General features: G+C 70.1%; 18 protein-coding genes. 7 read left to right on the forward strand and 11 right to left on the reverse strand.

Annotation, left to right across the window (positions count from 1 at the left end):
* Positions 1–19 precede the first annotated feature (19 nt).
* From H9651_RS06120 to manA, 6 genes are all read right to left on the reverse strand, one after another.
* Positions 20–226 (reverse strand): DUF3499 family protein, encoded by a 207-nt coding sequence (locus H9651_RS06120; protein ID WP_191718380.1) that lies wholly within the window; start codon positions 224–226, stop codon positions 20–22.
* Between the two features lie 54 nt (positions 227–280).
* Entirely contained in the window at positions 281–718 is a 438-nt protein-coding gene (locus tag H9651_RS06125) for a metallopeptidase family protein (RefSeq protein WP_404802997.1), read from the reverse strand.
* Positions 719–776: 58 nt separating this feature from the next.
* On the reverse strand, positions 777–2,174 hold the full coding sequence (locus H9651_RS06130) for a DUF5719 family protein (protein ID WP_191718382.1): 1,398 nt from the start codon (positions 2,172–2,174) through the stop codon (positions 777–779).
* Positions 2,171–5,017 carry a glycosyltransferase gene (locus tag H9651_RS06135; RefSeq protein ID WP_191718384.1) on the reverse strand — a complete coding sequence of 949 codons (2,847 nt, stop codon included), beginning with the start codon at positions 5,015–5,017 and terminating at the stop codon, positions 2,171–2,173. Before H9651_RS06135 ends, H9651_RS06130 begins: the two co-directional genes overlap by 4 nt.
* Before the next feature lie 68 nt (positions 5,018–5,085).
* Positions 5,086–5,409: a WhiB family transcriptional regulator gene (locus H9651_RS06140; RefSeq protein ID WP_191718386.1), complete on the reverse strand. Its 324-nt coding sequence runs from the start codon at positions 5,407–5,409 to the stop codon at positions 5,086–5,088.
* Between the two features lie 168 nt (positions 5,410–5,577).
* Positions 5,578–6,717, reverse strand: coding sequence for a mannose-6-phosphate isomerase, class I (manA, locus tag H9651_RS06145; protein WP_191718387.1), 1,140 nt, complete (start codon positions 6,715–6,717; stop codon positions 5,578–5,580).
* A 62-nt stretch (positions 6,718–6,779) separates the two neighbouring features.
* Between manA and H9651_RS06150 the strand changes: the two genes are divergently transcribed.
* Genes H9651_RS06150 through H9651_RS06160 form a run of 3 tightly spaced genes read left to right on the forward strand, consistent with a single transcriptional unit; the run spans position 6,780 to position 10,522 of the window.
* Complete coding sequence (locus H9651_RS06150; RefSeq protein WP_191718389.1) at positions 6,780–8,183, forward strand: O-antigen ligase family protein; 1,404 nt, start codon at positions 6,780–6,782, stop codon at positions 8,181–8,183.
* Complete coding sequence (locus H9651_RS06155; protein WP_191718391.1) at positions 8,180–9,523, forward strand: O-antigen ligase family protein; 1,344 nt, start codon at positions 8,180–8,182, stop codon at positions 9,521–9,523. Before H9651_RS06150 ends, H9651_RS06155 begins: the two co-directional genes overlap by 4 nt.
* A 12-nt stretch (positions 9,524–9,535) precedes the next feature.
* Positions 9,536–10,522: a glycosyltransferase family 2 protein gene (locus tag H9651_RS06160; RefSeq protein ID WP_191718393.1), complete on the forward strand. Its 987-nt coding sequence runs from the start codon at positions 9,536–9,538 to the stop codon at positions 10,520–10,522.
* Here the strand turns inward: H9651_RS06160 and H9651_RS06165 are convergent.
* Genes H9651_RS06165 through H9651_RS06175 form a run of 3 tightly spaced genes read right to left on the reverse strand, consistent with a single transcriptional unit; the run spans position 10,513 to position 13,279 of the window.
* The gene (locus tag H9651_RS06165; protein WP_191718395.1) at positions 10,513–11,700 is read right to left on the reverse strand and encodes a polysaccharide pyruvyl transferase family protein; all 1,188 of its coding nucleotides are present in this window, start codon (positions 11,698–11,700) and stop codon (positions 10,513–10,515) included. The two genes, H9651_RS06160 and H9651_RS06165, sit on opposite strands and share 10 nt — an antisense overlap.
* A 50-nt stretch (positions 11,701–11,750) precedes the next feature.
* Entirely contained in the window at positions 11,751–12,494 is a 744-nt protein-coding gene (locus H9651_RS06170; protein WP_191718397.1) for an ABC transporter ATP-binding protein, read from the reverse strand.
* The gene (locus tag H9651_RS06175; RefSeq protein WP_404803001.1) at positions 12,494–13,279 is read right to left on the reverse strand and encodes an ABC transporter permease; all 786 of its coding nucleotides are present in this window, start codon (positions 13,277–13,279) and stop codon (positions 12,494–12,496) included. The genes H9651_RS06170 and H9651_RS06175 overlap by 1 nt, the downstream gene beginning before the upstream one ends.
* Before the next feature lie 117 nt (positions 13,280–13,396).
* On the opposite strand from H9651_RS06175, the gene H9651_RS06180 reads away from it, so the two are divergent.
* On the forward strand, positions 13,397–15,505 hold the full coding sequence (locus tag H9651_RS06180; RefSeq protein ID WP_318244780.1) for an acyltransferase family protein: 2,109 nt from the start codon (positions 13,397–13,399) through the stop codon (positions 15,503–15,505).
* 3 nt (positions 15,506–15,508) lie between these two features.
* On the opposite strand, the gene H9651_RS06185 is transcribed toward H9651_RS06180, so the two are convergent.
* Positions 15,509–17,467 (reverse strand): acyltransferase family protein, encoded by a 1,959-nt coding sequence (locus H9651_RS06185; protein WP_191718401.1) that lies wholly within the window; start codon positions 17,465–17,467, stop codon positions 15,509–15,511.
* Positions 17,468–17,541: 74 nt separating this feature from the next.
* On the reverse strand, positions 17,542–18,678 hold the full coding sequence (glf, locus tag H9651_RS06190) for a UDP-galactopyranose mutase (protein WP_191718402.1): 1,137 nt from the start codon (positions 18,676–18,678) through the stop codon (positions 17,542–17,544).
* An 85-nt stretch (positions 18,679–18,763) separates the two neighbouring features.
* Between glf and H9651_RS06195 the strand changes: the two genes are divergently transcribed.
* Genes H9651_RS06195 through H9651_RS06205 form a run of 3 tightly spaced genes read left to right on the forward strand, consistent with a single transcriptional unit; the run spans position 18,764 to position 21,925 of the window.
* Positions 18,764–19,651 (forward strand): glycosyltransferase family 2 protein, encoded by an 888-nt coding sequence (locus H9651_RS06195; protein ID WP_191718403.1) that lies wholly within the window; start codon positions 18,764–18,766, stop codon positions 19,649–19,651.
* Positions 19,652–19,688: 37 nt separating this feature from the next.
* A complete protein-coding gene (locus H9651_RS06200; RefSeq protein ID WP_191718404.1) occupies positions 19,689–20,825 on the forward strand; it encodes an NAD-dependent epimerase/dehydratase family protein in 1,137 nt (378 codons plus the stop codon).
* Positions 20,822–21,925 (forward strand): acyltransferase family protein, encoded by a 1,104-nt coding sequence (locus H9651_RS06205; RefSeq protein WP_191718405.1) that lies wholly within the window; start codon positions 20,822–20,824, stop codon positions 21,923–21,925. Before H9651_RS06200 ends, H9651_RS06205 begins: the two co-directional genes overlap by 4 nt.
* Positions 21,926–21,944 lie beyond the last annotated feature (19 nt).

Below are 21,944 nucleotides of genomic sequence, written 5' to 3' on the forward strand. Positions count from 1 at the left end.
CACGGCCGCGGGTGCCGCCTCAGACTCGCAGCGTCTCGTGACGCACGACGACCCAGCCCTTCGGCACCGACAGCCGGTCGGTGTGGATGGCGCACAGGTCGTGGGCGTGAGGATCGCGACCGAGGCCCAGCGGTCCGAGGGCGGCCATCTGGTCGCCGTAATCGAACGTCAGCGTGGTCACGGCCTCGCGGGCGCAGCCCACCTTGGAACACAGTCTCTCGCGCATCGGCACCACGCTAACGCGTGAGGCGGCTGAGACGAGGGATCCCGCGCGGCGCGCTCAGAAGCGGAAGCGCTCCGGGCCCAGATCCCACGGATCCTTGTCGAGGTAGTCCGCCGCGGCGCGGAACACGCAGCTCTCGATGATCATGCGCCGGTGCAGCTCGTCCTCGTGGTGCGGACGGCTGAGGCGCTCGATCGGCAGCCGGTACAGGATGATGCGCTTCTCGTCGGGATGCACGCTCCAGCGCGGGATGCCGTCGGCATCGGTCGCTTCGGGCATCTCGCCCACGTCGAAGCGCACGTCGCGCAGGTCCTCCCAGGCGCTGCGGAGGAACTCCGCGGCACTGCCCACGGCGAGGTCGAACCGTTCCGCGCGGGTGTCCAGCGGCGGCAGCGGCGGACGCACCACGGGGCTGCGTCCCTCGCGGCCGTGACGGCCGTGCCGCGCCGGCCGGGGACGGGCGACCGTGGCGCTTCGGAAACGACGCCGCATCATGTGCCCATCCTAAGTCGAGCACCGCGACCCACCGAAGTCGCGCTGCGGGAGCGAGCCGTCACGGGTGGACGAGCAGCGGGGATGCCGCGGCGTCGGCCGGCCACAGCGGATAGGAGGCGAGCGCACCGTCGCCGGTGTAGCCGACGGCGGCCCGCACGGGTCCCGATGCCTCGAGCCGATAGACGCGCTCTGGATCGACGGCGACGCGCACCGTGGATCCCGCAGGCACCGAGATCTCCTCGGCCGCGCCGGCGCCGGCGTCTGCGGTGAGGCTGACCGCGACGGCGTCGGCCCCGTCGTTGGCGATCGCGATCGTCGGCGACGGCCCGGCGGCGACCGCCACCAGCGTCGCACCCTCGACGCGCGGGGCCGCGGCATGCCAGGCGAAGTCGTCTCCTTCGCCGAACCCGGTGGTCGACCATACGGCTGCGACGACGGCGGCATCGGACTGCACATGCACCGAGTAGGTGCCCACCTCGAGCCCGCCGAGGTCGAGCTCGAGCGGTACGCCGGCCTGCAGCGGCACCTCGCTGGTCGAAACGGTCTGCCCGGCGCTGCGCACCGTGACGGTCGCGGCGGACGATGTCGACGGCGCCAGCAGGCGCACGATCGTGGCAGGGTCCGACGCCCCCTCCACCCCGGGCGGGGCCGTGACGACGACGGCGGGGATGGTCTGCTCGGTCTCGGGTGCGATGACGGGGGCCACCTGGTCGACGCCGCCGGCCAGCAGCGTGCGGGTGATGCTCGACTGCAGCGTCGCCTGCACCGGGGCGCCGGTGGAAATGACCTGCAGGACGGGGCTCTTCTCATCGCGCGCGAGGGCCGCCAGCGGAACGACGCGCTGCGTGCCGGGTGCGACGACGAGTCGGCCTGCGGGCGGTGACTGCGGTCCGGCCGCGCCGTACGCCGTGATCTGCACGTCGGCGGGGACGCTGCCGGGGTTGGACAGCAGCAGCAGGCCGGAGTACCCGGTGGCGGTCGCGCCGCCGACGATCCACGATTCCAGCAACGGGGGCAGACAGGATGCCGCGGCGAAGCCGGAAAGGTCCTCGGCTGCGACCGTCGCCGACGTCGCCGCCACGAGATCGGTGCGGGTGGCGCCAGCGGGTGGGGCGGTGAAGGCGTCGGGAGTGGAATCCGCCACGGCGGGGGCGACGAGCGGTTCGGCGGTCGCCTCGGGCTGCCCTGCACCGGTGTCGAAGACGACCCGGGGGGCGGTCACGAGTGTGACCGCTGCTGCCACGCCGGCATCGCGGCCGATGGCGAGCAGGCCCCCGGGGCAGGCGGCCACCGATTCCGAGGGTGCCGGCACGGCCAGCACCGAGACGGGTTCACGGTCGTGCGTCGGCCAGACCACGGCGGCGGCGGTGACGGTGCCGGCGACCAGCGCCACGGCGGCGACCGTCCCGCCGACCAGGCGCGCGCTCGTGGCCGCCCACGTCGGTCGCTTCGTCATCGGCTCTCCCCTGCTCGTAGCCCCACGATCCGCGGCGCCCGGCGCGCGTCGCGGCGGGTCTGTGCGGTCGGGATCGCCAGCAGCAGCGCGATCGTCAGCACGATCAGCTGCACGGTCGCGATGCCACGGGCGGTCGCGGCGACCAGCGTCGTCTCGTCCTGCCGCGCCGAGGCCCCACCCGCGACGAGCCACAGCGATCCGCGCAGGGTCTCCTCACCCACCGACTCGAGGCGGTCGCGCTGGTCGAGAGCGATCGCCGCGGTGCGCCGCACGGTCTCGGCGGCTTCTGTCGGTGCGGCGGAGGGCGCGAGCAGCACGAAGCCGATGCCCCGCTCGGCGAGCGGGGTGACGGCGTCCTCGGCGGCATCGGTCATGAGGTCGGCGACGAGGGCGGCGGTCTCTTCATCGGCCGCCGTGGCCTCCACCCGCGTGTCGCGCGCGGTGCTCTGGCCGCCGAGCGTCTCGCTGGCTCCCCAGACCACTTCGGCGTCGACCGAACCGTCACCGAGCGGCGTCAGCACGATCGTGCCGACATCCCCGTTGCCGCGGCCCTCGGCCGCGACGTAGGCCGGAAGCGTGCTGGCACGGCCCTCGACGAGCGCGGTGGCCTGGCGGGCCTGCGCGGTCAGTGCCGGCACGGCGCACACCGCCAGCACGAGCATCACGGCGGTCGCCGCGAGGGTGCGGGCGAGGGGGACGGAGGGGACGACATCGAGGGTGATCAGCGCCGCGCCGAGCACGCCGATCCACGCGAGACTGAGCGCGGCGCCCGGCCACACCGGCACGGGCTGGGCGGCGGTGATCGCCACCGAGATCGCGACGGCCGCGAACGCCGTCGCGATACCGAGGGCCGCCACCGACAGCAGTACGACACCGGCCGCCCACCGCACCGTGAGTGGCGCGAGGAGGGCGAGCACCGTGGGAAGCACCATCAGCAGCGGCACCCACCAGGTCGGTGCCCCACCGAGCAGCTGCCCCCAGCCGCCGGGGTCGGAAGTGGGGAAGCCGGCGGCCAGCAGCGCGCGGCCCGCGGCATCCGCACTCACGATCGGTCCGTTCCAGGTCACCCCCGGGTCGGCGAGCAGCCCCCAGGCGTTCCCCCCGACGAGCTGCTGCCAGACGAGCGGTGCGAACAGCGCCGCAGCGGGCACGATCAGCCAGGCCACACGCCCGATGCCCGCGCCGGAGCCGCGGACCGAGGCGATCACGAGCGCGATCAGCCACAGCACCAGCAGGGCGGGCACGATCGACGGCGCGCAGGCTGCGACGACGGCCACGAGCAGCGACGCCACGCCCGCCGCAGCCCAGGACCGGTGCGCGACGCTGGCGGCGAAGAACAGCCACGGCAGCACCAGGTGCACGATCACGGCGGCCGGCCGCGGGTGCACGAGCGCCGTGAGGAACGTGGGCGCCAGGGCCCAGGCGACGCCGCCGGTGATGCGCAGCAGCGAACGGTCGGTGACGCGGGTGGCGGCGAACCAGCCGCCGAGCACCGCCAACGGCAGCGCGAGCACCCAGAGCACCACCATCGCCTGCGACGGCGCCGCGGGCGAGAGGCTGCCGAGCGCGGCCACGACGGTCGCGAACGGGTCGGCGGCACCCACCGTGTCAAGACCCAACTGGCGCTGCCCGTAGGCGGCATCCGCCCACAGCTGGGCGACCGTGTCGCGCAGCGGCGCGAGGGCGCCGCCGCCGAGCACGGGCCACGCCAACAGCGCGGGGAAGGCGGCGATCGAGACGAGGAGGGCCGCCAGTACCGCCCACGCGCCGCCGCCGCTGAAGAAGTGCAGCTCGGAGCGGCGCACGTGAGCGAGTCGGTCGGATTCGTCGGTGAGCGCCAGGTTGGTGCGCAGGTCCGCGCGAGCGACCCGCAACGGGGTGAGGGACTGCCACGACACGGTGCGGGTGCGCCGGATGCGGGCGCGGGCGCGGGCGACGGTGGGGATGCGCGCCATGGCGACCGCGGCGGCCGCCCACTCCGTCCAGATCAGGCTCGGGCGCTTGGCGACCAGGTGCGCGACGGTGCGCCACAGCGCGATCGGCAGGATCGCCAGCCACTGCAGCGGCAGCGCGGCGGCGGGGGCGTAGACGAGGCGGCGGTGCAGCTGGGCCGTGCGCGTCGCGAACGCCCGGCGCAGGCGCCGGCGCGAGCCGTAGGTGTCGGGCAGGCCCGCCACGCCGTCGCCGGCGACGGCGACCCGGGCGGCGGGGACGAGGGTGACCCGTCCGCCGGCGAGACGCGCGCGCACGCCGAGATCGAGTCCTTCGTCGGCGCCCGACAATCCGCGGTCCAGGCCCTGCAGCGCCCGCCACAGCGGCGTGCGCACCAGGAGGCCCCGCACGTCCGCGGCGAGCACGTCCTGACCGGCGTCGTGCTGCCCCTGGTCGAGTTCACCGTCGGCGAGCCCCACCGTCCGCCCGAGGGTCGTCATCGAGACGCCGAGCGAGACGATTTCGGTGCGGTCGTCCCAGCGCACCAGCTTGGGGGCGGCGAAGGCGACGGAAGGGGCGAGTTCGAGAGCACCCGCCAGCCGTGCGAGGGCATCGGGCTCGGGGGCGGTGTCCTGTGCCAGCAGCCACACCGCGTCGCCCTGCACGCGATGGGTCGCCAGCGTCGCCGCCTCGGCGTAGCCGGTCGTGCGGGGCGCCGCGATGACACCCTCGGCCCGCGAATCGGCGGCGAGTTGGCGGAGGTTGTCGTCTTCGCCGCACAGCACGATGGTGAGCGCGTCGACAGGGCGCGTCTGCGCTTCGAGCGCCGCAAGCGTGCGCCGCAGATGGAATGCGGCGGGGGTGCGGCCGTCGGGGCGCACGACGAGGATGGCGTGGACTCGGGCGGGCATGACGGGGAAAGCCTAAGCGGCGGGCGCCGTCAAGCCGCGCTCATGCGCGCGGGTCGTCCGGATCCGCGTCAGGAGGCCTGGCGCTTGAGCTTGCGGCGCTCGCGCTCGCTGAGCCCGCCCCAGATCCCGAAGCGCTCGTCGTTGTGGAGCGCATACTCGAGACATTCGGTGCGCACGTCGCACGATGCGCAGATGCGCTTGGCATCGCGGGTCGAGCCGCCCTTCTCGGGGAAGAAGGCCTCGGGGTCGGTCTGCGAGCACAGTGCGTCTGTCTGCCAGGCCAGCTGGGTGTCGTCGCCCTCGACGACACGACGGACTCCGGGGACTCCCAGCTGAACCGGATCGACGAACCAGTTGTCGGGAACGCCCGAGCGATACTGCGATCCAGTCATCTCGTCTCCCGCCTTGCTGAATGAATGTCCGCACGGTGTATGCGATTCCTTAATTACACCGGTGTCATTCGCTGCGGTCAAGTCGCAGATCGTAAACCCTCAACCGCGACTTCAACGTTCACCGCGTGTTTTGCGGCGTGTCGCGGGGTCGATCCACCCAGAATCTCCTCAGCCGATGCCGGGTTGCGCGAGGAACACTTCGCCCGCGCCCCGGAAGACGAGTTCGCGCTCGTCCGCGTCGGCGTAGGCCGCCATGCCGGGGTGCAGCGTGAACGATGTGCCCGAACCCGCGCCGGCCACCTCGACCTCGCCACGGACCGTCAGCGCGATCGCGGGGCCGTGAAGCGCGACACGCGCCTCGCCGTCGACCAGTGCACGGGTGACGACGAAGTCCGGGATGCCGACATCGAGCACGTCACCGGAGGGCACCACCACCGGCGCCGGTCCCGGCGTCGTGTCGACGATGCGCAGGAGCTCGGCGACGTCGATGTGCTTGGGCGTGAGACCGCCACGCAGCACGTTGTCGCTCGCAGCCATGACCTCCAGCCCCAGGCCGTCCTGGTAGGCGTGCAGCACCCCGGCCGGCGCGTACAGCGCCTGTCCCCGCTGCAGCTCGACGAGGTTCATCAGCAGCGCCACCACGACACCGGGGTCGCCGGGGAAGTCATCCGCGATACGGCGCAGCGCCGCCAGCTCCGCTGAGAACTCGGGGGCTGCCGCCTGGCGCACCGCGGCGATGATGTCCTCGACCTCGGCCTGCGCATCGCCGCCGAGCACCCAGGCGAGCGTCGTGCGCATCGCCGCCGACTCATCCTCACCGGCGAGATGCTCCGCCAGCGCTGCGGGCCCTGCCGACGAGCCGAGCGCGGCGACCAGCCGTCGCGTCTGTGCGAGCGGGCGCAGCCCGACGAGGGCACGGAACGTCTCGCTGACGGCGACGACGATCTCGGGCTTGTGGTTGTCGTCGCGATAGAGGCGCTCGGGGGCGTCGCGGGCGATGCCGGCGGCCTCCTCCCGCGCGAATCCTTCGCGCGCCTCGGCGACCGAAGGGTGCGCCTGGATCGACAGCGACGATCCGGCGGCGAGGAGCTTCACCAGATACGGCAGGGGCGCGGCGCCCCGCTCCCCCAGCCACACGTCCAGCGTCCGGCCGGAGCCGTCGTCGACCGTGCTCGGGCAGCCGGGGTGGTCACCGAACCAGATCTCGGCCTCGGGGCTGCCGGACGGGGTGCGTCCGGTGAAGTCTGCCAGGAGTGTGGGCGAGCCCCAGGCGTAGTCGCGAGGGCTGTTGGAGAGCGGAACCAGCACGCCCTCAGCCTAGGCCCGCACCACAGCGCCGACGCGGAGCCGGGCGGTAACCTGAACACACCATGGCCGTCCACACCCAGCATCCGGTTTCCGCGCCCCCGGCGGCGCCGGTGCGCGAGCGGACCGGCGAGCTGCTGCTGCGTGCCTGGTGCGTCTTCGTGCTGTTCACGACCATGGCGGGCACCGCCTGGGTCCTGGCGACGGGGGAGATCGTCACGACGGTGGTGGCGATCGGATCGGGCGTCGTGTCGGCGATCGTCTGGGCGGTCGCGCGCCCGCCGGTGCAGTGGCGCAGGCTCCCCTGGTTCGCGTTGGCCTACGTCCTGTTCGCCCTGCTGTCGCTCCTGTGGAGTGCGTGGCCGGCGACGACGGCGGTGACGCTGCTGCTGCTGGCCATCACGACCCTGCAGGGGATGTTCGTGGCTGCCGCGCTCACCTGGCGGGAGCTCGTCCGCGCGATCGCGTCGGCGTGCAAATGGGTCGTGGCCCTCTCGATCCTCTTCGAGGTCTGGGTGTCGGTCTTCATCGGCGGCCCGCTGCTGCCGAGGTTCGTCATCCCGGTCGAGAATGCCGAGGACCCGATCGTGTACTGGTCGCGGGACAACCTGTTCGACGGCGGCCGCATCCAGGGCATCTTCGGCAACGCGAACCTGCTGGCCTACGCCGCCCTGCTGGCGCTCATCGTCTTCGCGATCCGCTACGCCGCCCATGCGCCGCGCCGGCCCCTGCTGATCGCCTGGATGGCCGCCGCGCTGTACCTCTTCGTGCGTGCGGGGTCGGCCACCGCCTTCCTCGCAGCGGCCGTCGTGCTCGTCGTGCTCGTCACGGTGCTGCTCATGCGCACCGCGAAGCGCCCGGGCGGGCGCACCCGCTACTACCTCGGATACGCGGTGATCGCCGTCGGTGGCCTCACCGCGGCGTGGGTGCTGCGGGACCGCATCTTCGAGATGCTCGGCCGCTCCGCCGACCTCACCGGCCGCGAGCGCATCTGGGGCGACGTGCTCGAGCGGGCGGGCGAGCGCCCCGTGGCCGGGTGGGGCTTCGCGAGTCCGTGGATGCCGTGGGACGCGGCATTCGACGGCTGGATCGTCGACCACGGCCAGACGGTCATGCAGGCCCACAACATGTGGATCGACGTGTTCCTGCAGCTCGGTGTCATCGGGGTCGTGCTCATGGCGATGACCTACCTCGCCTTCATCTGGCGCTCGTGGTTCTTCGCCGTCGACCGGCCGCGCTGGGACCTGCGCGCCGACCGCCCCTACTCGCCGCTGACCCTGCTGCCCACCCTGACCGGCGCCATGCTGCTCGTGCAGGGCCTGGCCGAGTCGGGCCCGCTGGTGCTGTGGGGGTGGCTCGCGGTGGTGATGTTCGGCTTCAAGATCAAGCAGTCGCCGCTGGTGGGGGTCGGACCCGCCGAGCAGACCTTGGCACTCGAGCGCGGCGAGCGCGTCGAGCGGGTGACATGACGGGCGGTGCACGCGCAGGCGGCCGCGAGCGGGGGTTCGCTGCCATGCTGTCGTCGGCGGCGATGGCCAGTGCCTTCACCTACGCCGCCCTCGGTGCCGTCTTCGCCGGGTTCGCGATCGAGCGGATGACCAGCCGCATCACCTACGTCACGATCCTCGCGGGCCTGTGCGTGGTCGGCGCGGCCATGCTGAGCGCCAGGCGACGCGAGATCTCGGTGCTGCGGCTCGCTCCGACGACGCTCATCGTCTTCCTCGCCTGGGTGCTCGTCAGCGTCACCTGGAGTCAGGATGCCGCCGCCACCCTGGCCGGGTGGACCGCTCTGGTGGCGCTCGCGTTCCTCGCCGTGGTCATCTCCCACGTGCGCGACACCCTGCAGACCGCCCGTGCCCTCGGTGATGTGATGCGAGTCCTCCTCACGGTGTCGCTGGCGGTCGAGGTGCTCGCGGGCATCCTGCTGGACATGCCCATCCGGTTCCTCGGAATCCAGGGGAACATCGCCGCGCTCGGCCCCGTGCAGGGCATCTTCGGTACCCGCAACTCGCTCGGCTTCATCGCGGTCCTCGCCCTCATCACCTTCCTCGTCGAGTACCGCACGATGTCGGTGCGGCCCGGGGTGTCGCTGTACTCGGCGATCCTCGCCGGTGTGCTGGCCGCACTGTCGGACTCCCCCACCGTGCTGGTGCTGGCCGTCGCCGTCGCCGCCGCGACCGGCGCGCTCGCCATCGTGCGCCACACCCCGCCGATCCGCCGCCGCACCGTGCAGTGGGTCTTCGGCGGGGCGCTGATCGTGGGGCTGGCCGTCGCGTACCTCGCGCGGCATACGATCATCGCCTGGATCGGGGCGGCGCGGGACTTCTCCACGCGGGCAGACCTCTGGGCCCAGATCGTCGTGTTCGTGCGGGCCCGCCCCATACAAGGCTGGGGCTGGAGCGGCACCTGGAACGACGAGTTCCCCTACGGCACTCTCAACTACATCCTGCGCGAGAGCCACCGCTCCGCGCTGAACACGTACTTCGACGTGCTGCTGCAGGTCGGCTGGGTGGGGCTCATCCTCTTCACCGTCTTGGCCGGAATCGCGTTCGTGCGATCGTGGCTGGTCGCCAGCGAGCGCCGGTCGATCGTCTATGCCTGGACTCCGCTCATCCTCGTGGCACTGCTCGTGGATTCCATCTTCGAGAGCTTCACGATCGCCGGCTACGGCTGGCTCATGCTCGTTCTCTGCGCTGTCCGCGCCGGCCAGTCCCGCTCGTGGCGGGAACGCATCGACGAGGCGGCGCGGGGCACCGGCCTGCCTCCGCTCGGGGACCTCCCGCAGGGATCGGACAGACGGCCGGGGTAGGATCGTCGGGCCATGCCGCTTCCCTCCCACACCCCCGCCGCCACGCCGTTCGACCCTGCGTCGGCGACGATCGCCGTCGTGACGTTCAACCGGTCGTCGCTGCTGACCAGGCTGCTGGCGAGCATCGTGGCTATGGACCCGAAGCCGGGGCACGTCGTCATCGTCGACAACGCCTCCACCGACGACACCACCGCGGTGGTCGAGTCGTTCCGAGAGCGCATCGGCACCGAGATCGTCTACACGCGACTCGACACCAACACCGGCGGCTCGGGCGGTTTCAGCGAAGGCATGCGCATCGCCTACGATCTGGGCTCCACGTGGATCTGGATGATGGACGACGACGTCGAGGTCCTGCCCGACGGTCTCGCCCGCATGGGCGCCTGGGCACCGCGGTTCAAGTCCATCCAGGGGCGGCGCTACGACTACGACGGCAGCGAGTTCTACTGGCAGTACCGCATCGCCGAGCCCCTCGCCATCCCGATCCCGTTCGCCCCGGCAGGATTCGATGAGTCAGGGTACAAGGAGATGAACTCCGGTTGCTTCGAGGGCATGTTCATCCACCGCGACATCGTCGCGCAGATCGGCCTGCCCGACCCCCGGTTCTTCATCTACTGGGACGACCAGATGTACGGCTGGCTCGCGTCGCGCAAGACCACCGCCGTGATCGTCGACGAGTTCGTGCTGCGCCGCACGCGCGAGATCAAGCAGTGGGACATGGGCATCCGCCACATGAACGCGTCGAGCAACGCGTACCGCTACTACATCATGCGCAACCGCGGCTACATCAAGCAGTACTACCGCTCGCTCGGCGTCTACAACCCGGTGCTGTTCGGGCTCGGCACGGCGCTCACCTTCGGCAAGGAGATCATCCGCCTGCTGTTCGTCGAGCGCACCGTGCGGGGAACGTCGAACCTCTTCCGCGGCATCCGTGACGGGCGGCGCATCGCGAAGGACCGCTCCTGGAAGCCGATGCCGCCGCTGCCGCGCCTTCAGCCGTAGAGCGACTCAGCCAGGGCGGCCTTGCGGGCCGCCAGTCGGGGCACGTCCAGCTTCGCGAACCCCGGGTTGACGCCGGGTTCGGGCAGTCGGCCGTTCATCCACTGCTCCGCGGATTCGATCGGCCATCCGGTGCCGGTCCGCTGCATCGACGCGTGCTTGACGTCGTAGTATCCCGGCGCCCCGCTGATGGCGACCCCCTTCGCTCCTGCTGCGGCCGCGAGGAAATGGAAATGGAATCGCGACGCGAGCCAGGTCTGTCCGGGGCGAGCAGGGACGCCCTCCTGCCACATCCGCATGAAGGGGAACACGAGCGTGTCGGACGATGTCGTGACGAAACGGGCATCGTCCGGGGGAAGCGCCTCGGCGAAACCGATCGAGCGACCACGCGCGTATCGACTCGCGAATGCGTCGATGGCGCGAACCACACGCTCCTCGCTGCCCGGCGCAAAGAAGTCGCCTTGGACGAGCACCATCACGTCGGGCGTCTCGTATTCGGCGAACACCGCTCTCTTGTTCGCGAACGCGAGGAACGCGTCGTCCAGACCTTCGCGCACATCGAAGAGTTGTGCTCCTTCAGCATCCCGCGATTCGACATAGTCGAACTGAGCGAGGAGCGGTCTGATGAGCTCTGCACTGGCCACGTTCTGGGGCAGGAACCCCTGCCCGGTGGCGAAAAGGGGTGTACCGAACGTCGACTTTAGCGATGCCAACGCAGAGAGGATGGAGAGGTTCAGCGGCCATAGCGTATTCAGGTACCCGCCGCCGAGGACATGGATCGACGACATGGAGCGCATCGCCTCCAGGCCGAGGTCGAGACGGGGGGTCCCCAGCTCGACGACAGCATCCCGCGCACGCTGCGCGTCGGTCTTGAGCACGCCGGCGGCGTTCCCGTGTGCTAACTGCCAGAGGGTGTTGGTCACCCGCAACCGGGGGTGCGTGTCGCGGAAGAGGTGAGCCGCCCTGCCCGGCTCGATGCAGTCGAGCCAGACGTCCGCCTGCGGGTGTCGCGCGGCGAGCCAATCGAGCCATGCTCGCGCGAGCAACTCATCCCCGAAGTTCGGGACCCCCGCGGGGGAGACGAGGTAGAACTGCCGCCGCGGCTCGCCGGCGCGCAGCAGATTGAGCCGGGTGCGCGCCACCCCCGTCAACGATCGAATATTCACGCGTTCATCAGCCATCCACTCAGAAACACAGCAAAGATCAAGGCTACCCCCAGCGACATCCGCGATCAGACCGCGTTGTAGTCGGCGTTGTACCGATCCAGTACGTCGTTTATCGGGGCGTCGAGCACCAGTCGCCCCTTGTCCAGATAAAGCCCGCGTGTGCAGAAACGCCGCAGGTCGCGTTCATTGTGGCTGACGAAGAAGAGGGTGCGCCCGTCGGCCAGCAGTTCGTCGATTCGGCGATAGCACTTCTCACGGAAGGCCTTGTCGCCCACGGCGAGCACCTCATCGACGAGCAGAGTCGGTTCCTCCAACTGTGACACCACGGCGAAGGCCAGGCGAACTTTCATCCCGCTGGAGAGGTGCTTGTAGGGGGTGTCCACGGAGTCGGCCAGTTCGGCGAATTCGATGATGCGGTCGAAACGGCGGTTCACCTCGGCGCGAGTCATTCCGTGTAGCCCCGAGGTCAGGTAGACGTTCTCGCGCACCGTCAGGTCGCCGACGAACCCCCCCGTGATCTCGATGAGGGGCGCCACGCCGCCGTTCACGGTCACGGCGCCGACGTCGGGCAGCAGCACGCCCGCGACGAGCTTGAGCAGCGTGGACTTGCCCTGACCATTGCGCCCGACGACGCCGATCGCCTCGCCGGGCCGGACCGTGAAGGAGACGTCGCGCAACGCCCAGAACTCTCCCGCACGGATGCGGCGAGACCTCCCTGCGAACAGGTCCTTGACGTTGCGTCCGCCGCGCCTGCCGCGGCGGAAGCGCACCCCGAGGTCCCTCGCCTCGATCGCGAACTCCTGATCCATCACAGCTCCTTCAGAACTGCGGGCTCAAGACGGCGGAACACCAGTATGCCCACTCCCAGCACGAGCACGCTGACGCACACCGATCCGACCACGGCGGGGGTGTCCCACTGGTCGGGGAAGAACCCGGCACGGTACAGCGTGAAGATGCCGGCGAGTGGGTTGATCACCGCGATGTCGGCGAAGGCAGCGGGCAGGTCGTGGACACTGTAGATGACCGGGGACGCGTAGAAGAGCGCGCGCAGCACGAGACGGGTGGTGCGTTCCAAATCCGCCCACAGCACGCACAGGGGCGCGATGATGAGCCCGAGTCCGACCAGCAGCATCGCTTGCAGCAGCACCGCCAATGGGAACCACAGCAACCCCCAGCCCGCCTGCGCGCCTGCGAAGGCCGCGAATCCGATCAGCACCGGGAGCGAGCACAGGAACTCGATGCCCTTGCTCAGGACGATTCGATTCACCCAGATAGAACGCGGGATCGCGGTGGACCTCACCAGCCGCGCGTCCTTGTTGAACGCGCGGGTGAAGTCGTTCACCGACGCGTTGAACCAGACCCACGGCAGGAGCGCGGTGATGAGGAACACGATGTAGGGGTCCTCACCGACGCCGCGGTTGAAGATCTGCGTGAAGACGAACCAGTAGATGCCACTCATGACGAGCGGATCGAGGACCGACCACAGGTAGCCGAGCGCGCTCGTCGCGTAGCGCACCTTCAGATCGCGTGCGGTCAGCAACCACAGCGAGTGCAGGTAGCGCCGGAGCGACCCGGGGGCGCCGACTGTCCGCACTGAGCTCACAGGGTCGATCCTATTGCGCGCAATCTGGCGAATCGCTCCGCGGTCCGCCTCAGAGGGACGCGAGCGCGTAATCTGAAGTGCTTTCGTCCCTCGACCTTGCGGATGCCTGTGACCCGGTTCGATCTCCCCCTCTCTCCCCTGCGCCACCCCACGCGCAGGTCCGTCGCCCCACCTTCGGCGCGCAAGGAGATCCAGGCCCTCCGGACGCTCGCGGTGCTCGGCGTCCTGCTGTTCCATCTGTGGCCTCACCGCCTCACCGGCGGGTACGTCGGAGTCGACGTCTTCTTCGTGGTGTCCGGCTACCTCATCACCGACCATCTGCTGCGGGAGTACCGCACCCACGGGCGCATCTCGCTGCCGGCGTTCTGGGCCCGGCGGGCGCGGCGCCTGCTTCCGGCATCTCTGCTCGTGCTGGCGGTCACCGCGGCAGCGGTGTACCTGTGGGTGCCGCTCACCCGCTGGTCGCAGTTCGGGTGGGAGATCGTCGCATCGGCGTTCTACGTGCAGAACTGGGCCATGGCCGCCCAGTCGGTCGATTACATGGCGATGTCCAACGCTGCCTCGCCCGTGCAGCACTTCTGGACGCTGGGGGTGGAGGAGCAGTTCTACGTGGTGTGGCCGGTGCTGCTGGTCTGCGGCGCGGCGCTCGCCATGCGGCTGCGGCGCGGTGGTCTGCAGGGCATGACCAGCGCCATCGTGGTCGTGACGGTAGCGAGCTTCGCGTACTCTGTCCTGTTCACCGCGGCGAGCCCGGACGTGGCGTACTATTCCACGTTCACCAGGGCGTGGGAGTTCGGTGCGGGAGCTCTGCTCGCACTGGGCCTGCGGCGCCGACCGGTCTGGTTCCGCCCGCGCACCGCCGCGGCGGTCTCGTGGCTCGGCTTCGCCGCCATCGGGGCGACGATGATGCTCTTCGACGCCTCGACACCATTCCCCTCCTCCACCGCCGCTTTGCCCGTGCTGGCCACAGCGCTCGTCATCGCCGCGGGGACGCCCTCCGCCGTCGGCGCCCCGACCCGCCTGCTGGCCCTGAGGCCGGTGCAGTTCGTCGGCGACATCTCCTACGGCGTCTATCTCTGGCATTGGCCGCTCATCGTCCTCCTGCCGTACCTCACCGGCCATCGCATCTCGGTTCCCGAGGCGATCGCGATACTTTGCGCCTCCCTACTGCTCGGCTGGGCTTCCAAGCGGTTCGTGGAGGACCCCGTCCGCAGCCTGCCATGGCTGGCCCGTGGTGCGCCGCGGCGCTCCCTGCTGTCGACGCTCGCCGCCATGGGCGCGGTGACGGCAGCCTCCCTGCCCCTCGCGCTCTCGACGGTTCCGCCGCCGCCGACGCCGCCGGCCCAGCCGGTCGCGTGCTGGGGAGCGGAAGCCATGGCCGATACCGAGGGCTGTGGGCCGGCCGACGAGGTCGCAATGGCGGCGCCGGTCGTGTCCTTCGCCGCCGACCTGCCCACCGAGGAGGTGCGGGCATGCGAGATCACCGTAGAGGTGACGTCATACCGCCGGTGCGACCTCGTGGCGGCGGAAGGGACCACCCGCCTCGCACTGGTGGGTGACTCTCACGCGACGCGCTGGGTGGAGGCGTTCGAACGGGCGGCGCGGAGCGAAGGATGGGGGCTGACGACCTACCTGGTCTCCGGCTGTCCACTGGTGTCTGCCGCGCCCATCGGCGGCGCGTGGGGATTCGACCCCGTCGGCGGCCAACTGTGTCCGCAGCCGACCGCCGCCGTGGTGGCGGAGCTCCTCGCCGACCCCACGATCACAGACGTGGTCTTCACCAACCGCACCCGGCTGTACATCTCAGAGGACCCTGCAGACCATCCGCTGAGCGCCGCCACCGTCGAAGAAACGATCCGCGCGCTCCAGCAGGCAGGGAAGAACGTGGTCGTCCTGGCGGATCCACCGGAGGTGCGCGGCGTGCCCGAGTTGGGCGCTCCCGGCGCGATCGACTGCCTGGCCAGCCCTGGCGCACGAGACTGCGACCTGCCGCGAGAGGCCGCCGGCTTCGCGGACCCCATGCGGGCAGCTGCCGACCTGGCGGGCGCGCCGGTCGTGGACCTCACGGATATGTTCTGCACCGACGAGCGCTGCCTGTGGCGTATTGGAGGGCTTGTCGTCTACACCGACGACAACCACCTCACGCGATCGTTCGCGGCGAGCTTGGCCCGCCCCCTCACGGAGCGGCTCATCGGCTCCGGGGTGGGCGACGGTTGAGGATCACCAGCCGGTGAGACGGGCGATCTCCTCGCGGAGCCGCGGCGCGAGCGTCTGGGCGTACGAGCGAGTGAGGTGGTTGTCGTCCAGGTACACGACGACACCGCCGATCACCGCGGGGCAGGCACCGTCCGGGCACAGGTAACCGGTGAGGTCCGCGACGGCGACGTGCTCGTCGGCCACGCGGCTCGCGGGGTTCACGGGCGCCATCACATCGGCGAGATCCCGAACGCACGCCGGCGAGTCGCGTCCGTGCTCCTCGACGCACAAGAACATGTCGTCGTCGAACCTCGGGTTGTCCCGCAGCGCCAGCACCGCTGCCCCGGAGTCACGCAGGCGCTCGATCGTGCGGTCGAGTCCGCGCAGCATCCTCTCGTCATCGGAGTCGGGCACTGACTTCGTCCCCATGAGCACGACCAGGTCAGGGCGCAGATCCGCCGCGTACTGCACCACGGCCTCACGCCAGTTCTCGCAGCCTTCGACCCCGGGAATGGGGGCTTCGTCCTCGGCGAGCGCGCATCCTGCTTTCAGCAGGGCGACGATGCGCCAGCCCTCCTCCTTCGCGAGCGGCTCGAGGGCTCCCATCCACTGCTGAGCGTGCGAGTCCCCCGCGACCAGGACGGTTCGCTGCGGGTCGGCGACGTCCGTCGCGAGGCAGGATCCGTCGAGCGCGTCGGCCGTAGGCGCCAGCGCGCCCGTGCATTCGCCGTCAAGCGCGACCCACTCCGCACCGACGTCGGTACCGAGCGGGAGCAGCGGCGCATCCGCGGCCGGCTCCGGCGCTGGCGGGTCGTAGAGGACGGCAGCCCCCGGGTTCGGCTGCGCCGAGAGCGCGTTCGCGCGCACCGTCTCAACGATCTGCCACGACGTCAACGGGAGCGCGACGACAGCGACGCAGACGGCGATCGCGACGGCGGCCCGCCGCAATGGGGCGTCAGCGAGCGCGCGCGCCACCGGCCTCTCTACGCCGCGGGTGATGAGGGATGCCAGCAGCAACGAGAGCGCGACGATCCCGGCTCCGGGGAGCAGCCCCACCTCCGTCGATTCGGTGATCAGCATGTAGGTGATGAGTACGGGCCAGTGCACGAGGTACAGCGCATAGGCGACCCCCGAGAGTCGCTGCAGCGGCCGGGTCGAAAGCAGGCGGGCCGGACCCGAGAGCGGCGCGGCGTCACCGGCGACGATGATCGCCGCCGCGGCGAGCGTCGGCCACAGCGCGAGATAGCCCGGGAACCCGCCCTGGACATCGAGCACGACCCCGCACAGCACCAGCGCCGCCAGCCCCAGCCACCCCAGGGCGGCAGCGACGATGTCCGGAAGCTTGAGCCACGGTGCAAGCAGAGCTAGCAGGGAGCCGAGGGCGAACTCCCACAGGCGCGCGAAGGTGTCGAAGTAGGCGAACGTCTGGTTGGTCGCGGTCGTGATGACCGAGTAGGTCAGTGACCCGACGAACACTGCTGCGAACAGCACCACGAGCGCAGCCCGCGGCGACGCGGACAGCCGCCGGGCCACCGCCAGGCAGAGCAGGATGAGCAGCGGCCACAGCAGGAAGACCTGGCCCTGCACCGACAGGGACCAGAAGTGCTGCAGCGGGCTGGGCAGCACCGTGTCGCGCGCGTAGTAGTCCACGGCGGACGCCGCCAGGTCCCAGTTCTCCACGTACAGCAGGGACGCCCACACCTGGCGCCGCAGATCCGGCCACTGCGCCGACGGGAAGAACGCCCACACCAGCGCCAAGACGCCCACCAGGGTCGCGGCGGCGGCGGGCAGGAGGCGACGAAAGCGCCCCAGCCAGTAGGTGCCGAGTCGCAGTGGTGCCCCAGACTCCGCCCGGCGGATGAACGACGCGGTGAGGAAGTACGCCGAGATCATCAGGAAGACGTCGACGCCCCCCGACACCCGCGTCGTCCACACGTGGTACACGACCACGAGCGCGATGGCCAGGGCCCGCAGCCCGTCCACGTCACGGCGCCGGGGCGTCGAGGGCTGACTCCGCGCCCTCCGCGATGCGGAACGGGTGGCGAGGACGTCGGACATCACGCCAGCTGGTTGTTCCACATGGACAATGCCGAACCGATCGCCATGTGCATGTCGAGGTACTGGTAGGTACCGAGGCGCCCGCCGAAGTGGACGCCCTGCTCACCCTTGGCCAGTTCGCGGTACCGTCGCAGCCGCTCTCGGTCCGTCGCCGTGTTCACGGGGTAATAAGGCTCGTCCTGGTCCGTCGCGAACCGCGAGTACTCGCGCATGATGACGGTGCGATCCGCGGGGTAGCGTCCCGACCGCTCCGGGTGGAAATGCTTGAACTCGTGGATGCGGGTGTACGGGACATCGGCATCGGCGTAGTTCATGACGGAGGTGCCCTGGAAGTCCCCCACCTCGAGCACCTCCTCCTCGAAATCGAGTGTGCGCCACGAGAGCTCGCCCTCGACGTTGTCGAAGTAGCGGTCAACCGGACCGGTGTACACGACGGGGACGCGACCGACGGTGGCCTGTTTGTTGAGCGGCTGTGTCGCGTCGAAGAAGTCGACGTTCAGCTTCACGTCGATGTTCGGGTGATCGGCCATGCGCTCAAGCCAGGCGGTGTAACCGTCGACCGGCAGACCCTCCCATGTGTCATTGAAGTAGCGGTTGTCGTACGTGTAGCGCACGGGGAGCCTGCTGATCACCTCGGCCGGCAGATCCTTCGGATCCGTCTGCCACTGCTTCGCTGTGTAGTCGCGGATGAACGCCTCGTACAGCGGGCGCCCGATGAGCCCGACGGCGCGTTCTTCGAGGTTGCGCGCGTCACGCGGGTCGAACTCGCCGGCGAGCTCCTGAACCAGCGCCCGTGCTTCGTCGGGTGAGTACGCCGCCTGGAAGAACTGGTTGATCGTGCCGAGATTGATCGGCAGGGGGAACACGACGCCCTTGTGATTGGTGTAGACGCGGTGCACGTAGTCCGTGAACGCGGTGAACCTGTTGACGTACTCCCAGACTGTCGCGTTGGACGTGTGGAACAGGTGCGCACCGTACCGATGGACCTCGATCCCCGTCTGGACCTCGTTCTCGCTGTAGGCGTTGCCCCCGATGTGGTGGCGACGGTCGATGACGGTGACTCGGCGGCCGGCGGATGCGGCCCGCTCGGCAATCGTGAGGCCGAAGAAGCCGGAGCCGACGATCAGGAGGTCCATGGCGGAGTGCTTTCGGGTCGGGGCGACGGCGGTTCGCCGATCCCGGTCAGTCTATCGGGCGCCGATTTCGTAGGCTGGGAACGCCATGACTCTCGAAATCTTCATCCCCTACTGGGGCGACCCCGATCTGCTATTCCGCACCGTCGATTCGGTGCGTGGCCAGCGCAACCCCGATTGGCGTCTGGAAGTGATCGACGACTGCTATCCGGACGAGTCGGTTCCCGCCTGGTTCAGGGACCTCGACGACGATCGGGTGACGTACACCCGCAACACGCAGAACCTCGGGATCACCGAGAATTACCGCGAGGCGATCCGGCGAGCCACACAGCCCTACATCACCATCCTCGGATGCGACGACCTGCTGCACCCCGACTACGTCGACGTGATCAACCGGACGATCGCGGCGGTCCCGGATGCCGACGTGATCCAGCCAGGCGTCGATGTCATCGACGAGCACGGCGAGCTCGTCCGCCCCCTCGTCGACCGGGTCAAGCAGGGGATGCTCGCCCCGAGGGGCGCCTCCGGCATCGCGGTCCTCCGAGGGGAGGCGATGGCCACCAGCCTGATCCGCGGCGACTGGCTCTACTGGCCGTCGCTCACCTTCCGCACTTCCACGCTGCGCCGGATCGACTTCCGCGATGGATTGCCGATCATCCAGGACCTGGCCCTGCTCATGGATATCGCCTTCGAGGGCGGCACCCTCGCGTACAACCCGACGGTGGCGTTCTCATACCGCAGGCACGGCGGGTCCGCCTCGCAGAAGGCGCTGCTCGACGGGCGGCGCTTCCGCGACGAGCGCTCGTACTACCGGCAGGCACGCCTGCTCGCGCAGGCGAAGGGCTGGCGGCGCACCGCGGCCACCGCGCGACTGAGGCTGTTCTCGCGCCTGCACGCGATGGCGGAACTTCCCGGCCTCCTGCGGCACGGCACACCCGCCGGGATAAGATCGACGCTGGCCCACGTCTTCCTCTGACGCGGCGGAACGCGAGAGCAGAAACCAGGAGCACCAGATGGCGGAGCATGTCCTGATCACCGGCGGGGCCGGCTTCATCGGATCCCGCCTGGCGGCGCGGCTGGCCGGCAGCGGACACACGGTAACGGTGCTCGACGCCCTCATCCCGCAGGTCCACGGCGAGGACCCCGAGCGGACCTCACCGCTGCTGCGGTCCCTCGATGGGGTCGCGGAGGTCATCCGCGGCACCGTCACCTCGACCGACGACCTGCGTCGCGCACTGCGCGGCGCCACGGTGGTCGTCCATCTTGCCGCGGAGACGGGCACGGGACAGTCGATGTACGAGATCGACCGCTACGTGGACACGAACATGGCCGGCACCGCCAAGCTGCTCGACCTGCTCGCCAACACCGAGCACGCCGTGCGGCGCGTCGTCATCGCCTCGTCCCGCTCCATCTACGGCGAGGGCTCGTACCTCACTGAGGACGGACGCACCGTCTTCCCTCCGCACCGCTCGGACGTGGACATGGCAGCGGGCGATTTCGAGGTGCACATGGCCGGCGAGGGGCCGCTGACGGTCGTGCCGACGGCGGAGGACGCCAAGCTCCACCCGTCGAGCGTCTACGGCATCACCAAGCAGATGCAGGAGTCGCTCATCATGACGGTGTGCCCGACGATCGGGATCGAGCCGGTCGCCCTGCGCTATCAGAACGTCTACGGGCCCGGGCAATCACTCAAGAACCCCTACACCGGCATCCTCTCGATCTTCTCCACCCTGATCCGCCAGGGCAAGGAGATCAACATCTTCGAGGACGGCCTGGAGTCGCGGGACTTCGTCTACATCGACGATGTCGTCGAGGCCACGTTCCTGTCGTCCACACGTCCCGAGGCAGCCGGTGGAGTGTTCAACGTCGGCTCCGGGGTCCCGACCACCGTCCTCGACGTCGTGCAGGCGCTCTTCGCCGCGTACGGCACCGAGGTCCCCACGCGCGTCTCCGGCAACTACCGGCTCGGCGACATCCGCCACAACATCGCCGACACCACCCGCCTGCGCGAGGTCTTGGGCTACACCCCCGCCGTCGCCTTCGAGGAGGGCGTCCGGTCCTTCGCTCAGTGGGTGCTGCAGGAGCCGGTCGAGGGCGACACGTACCAGCGGTCGTTGGACGAGATGGCGGCGCGGAACCTCCTCAAGTGAACGCGCGCACCCTGCTGCGAGGCTCGCCCTATCCCTACCGCGCGAACAGCCTGAACATGTTCCGGCTGATCCTGGCAGCCCTGGTCCTCGTGGCCCACTCGTACTACATCGCAGGCGCCGGCGAGGGTCCCCACCTCCATGGCGAGAATCTGGGTGGCTGGGCGGTCGCCGGGTTCTTCGTGCTCAGCGGCTTCCTCATCACACGCAGCCGACTGCGCACCACGGCGGCGTCGTATCTGCTGCACCGCATCGCTCGCATCTTCCCGGCGTTCCTGGTCTGCCTCGTCGCGACGGCCTTCGTCTTCGCCCCGCTTGCCGCGCTGATCGAGCACGGCACGCTCGCCGGCTTCCTCACCACGCCGGTCACGCCGCTGCAGTACGTCTGGGCGAACCTCACCCTCTACATCGACACCTACACGATCGGCGCGACGCTGCAGTCGGTGCCCTACCCCGGGGCATGGAACGGCTCGCTGTGGACGCTGTTCTACGAATTCTGCTGCTACATGATCGTCTGGCTGCTCGGGGGTCTGGCGCTCTTCCGGCGCAACGCCGCGCTGGCAGGCGTCGTGTACGTCCTGAGCCTGATCATGTGGATCGCGATCCCTGCTGCGGATCGGCTTGGGCTGGACGGGAGCTTCGTGCTCCTGGCCAAGCTCGCTCCGTTCTTCCTGGGAGGGGCGTTCGTGTACTTCATCGTCGAACGCTCCGGCATCAGCGCGGTGCTGGGGGTCGCGAGCCTGGTGCTGGCCACGCTGCTGATCGTCGGCGTGCCCCACTGGGGCGGGCAGGCGGCGGCGCCGCTGCTCGCCTACGGCCTGCTCTGGCTCTCGGCGGTGGTGCCGCAACCGGGCGTCATCGCCCGCGACGACGTCAGCTACGGCTTCTACATCTACGCGTGGCCGGTGCAGCAGCTCCTGGTGCTGGTCGGCGTGGCCACGTGGGGCCTGGGCCTCTACATGCTCGCCGCGGCGCTCGTCACGCTGATCCTCGCGTGGCTGAGCTGGGTGCTCGTCGAGCGCAGAGCCATGCTCTGGGCCCGACCCCGCAACGCCGTCCCCCGCCCTCCGGAAGGACTGCCCGGCGACATCCAGCGCGTCTGATCGATCCCAGGCAGGATTG

The sequence above is a fragment of the Microbacterium pullorum genome (assembly GCF_014836535.1).
GTDB classification, from domain to species: Bacteria; Actinomycetota; Actinomycetes; order Actinomycetales; family Microbacteriaceae; genus Microbacterium; species Microbacterium pullorum.

Coding starts and splice junctions, on each gene's coding strand:
- H9651_RS06120 (WP_191718380.1), bottom strand. CDS start 226: ATGCGCGAGAGACTGTGTTCCAAGGTGGGCTGCGCCCGCGAGGCCGTG.
- H9651_RS06125 (WP_404802997.1), bottom strand. CDS start 718: ATGATGCGGCGTCGTTTCCGAAGCGCCACGGTCGCCCGTCCCCGGCCG.
- H9651_RS06130 (WP_191718382.1), bottom strand. CDS start 2,174: ATGACGAAGCGACCGACGTGGGCGGCCACGAGCGCGCGCCTGGTCGGC.
- H9651_RS06135 (WP_191718384.1), bottom strand. CDS start 5,017: ATGCCCGCCCGAGTCCACGCCATCCTCGTCGTGCGCCCCGACGGCCGC.
- H9651_RS06140 (WP_191718386.1), bottom strand. CDS start 5,409: ATGACTGGATCGCAGTATCGCTCGGGCGTTCCCGACAACTGGTTCGTC.
- H9651_RS06150 (WP_191718389.1), top strand. CDS start 6,780: ATGGCCGTCCACACCCAGCATCCGGTTTCCGCGCCCCCGGCGGCGCCG.
- H9651_RS06155 (WP_191718391.1), top strand. CDS start 8,180: ATGACGGGCGGTGCACGCGCAGGCGGCCGCGAGCGGGGGTTCGCTGCC.
- H9651_RS06160 (WP_191718393.1), top strand. CDS start 9,536: ATGCCGCTTCCCTCCCACACCCCCGCCGCCACGCCGTTCGACCCTGCG.
- H9651_RS06165 (WP_191718395.1), bottom strand. CDS start 11,700: ATGGCTGATGAACGCGTGAATATTCGATCGTTGACGGGGGTGGCGCGC.
- H9651_RS06170 (WP_191718397.1), bottom strand. CDS start 12,494: ATGGATCAGGAGTTCGCGATCGAGGCGAGGGACCTCGGGGTGCGCTTC.
- glf (WP_191718402.1), bottom strand. CDS start 18,678: ATGGACCTCCTGATCGTCGGCTCCGGCTTCTTCGGCCTCACGATTGCC.
- H9651_RS06195 (WP_191718403.1), top strand. CDS start 18,764: ATGACTCTCGAAATCTTCATCCCCTACTGGGGCGACCCCGATCTGCTA.
- H9651_RS06200 (WP_191718404.1), top strand. CDS start 19,689: ATGGCGGAGCATGTCCTGATCACCGGCGGGGCCGGCTTCATCGGATCC.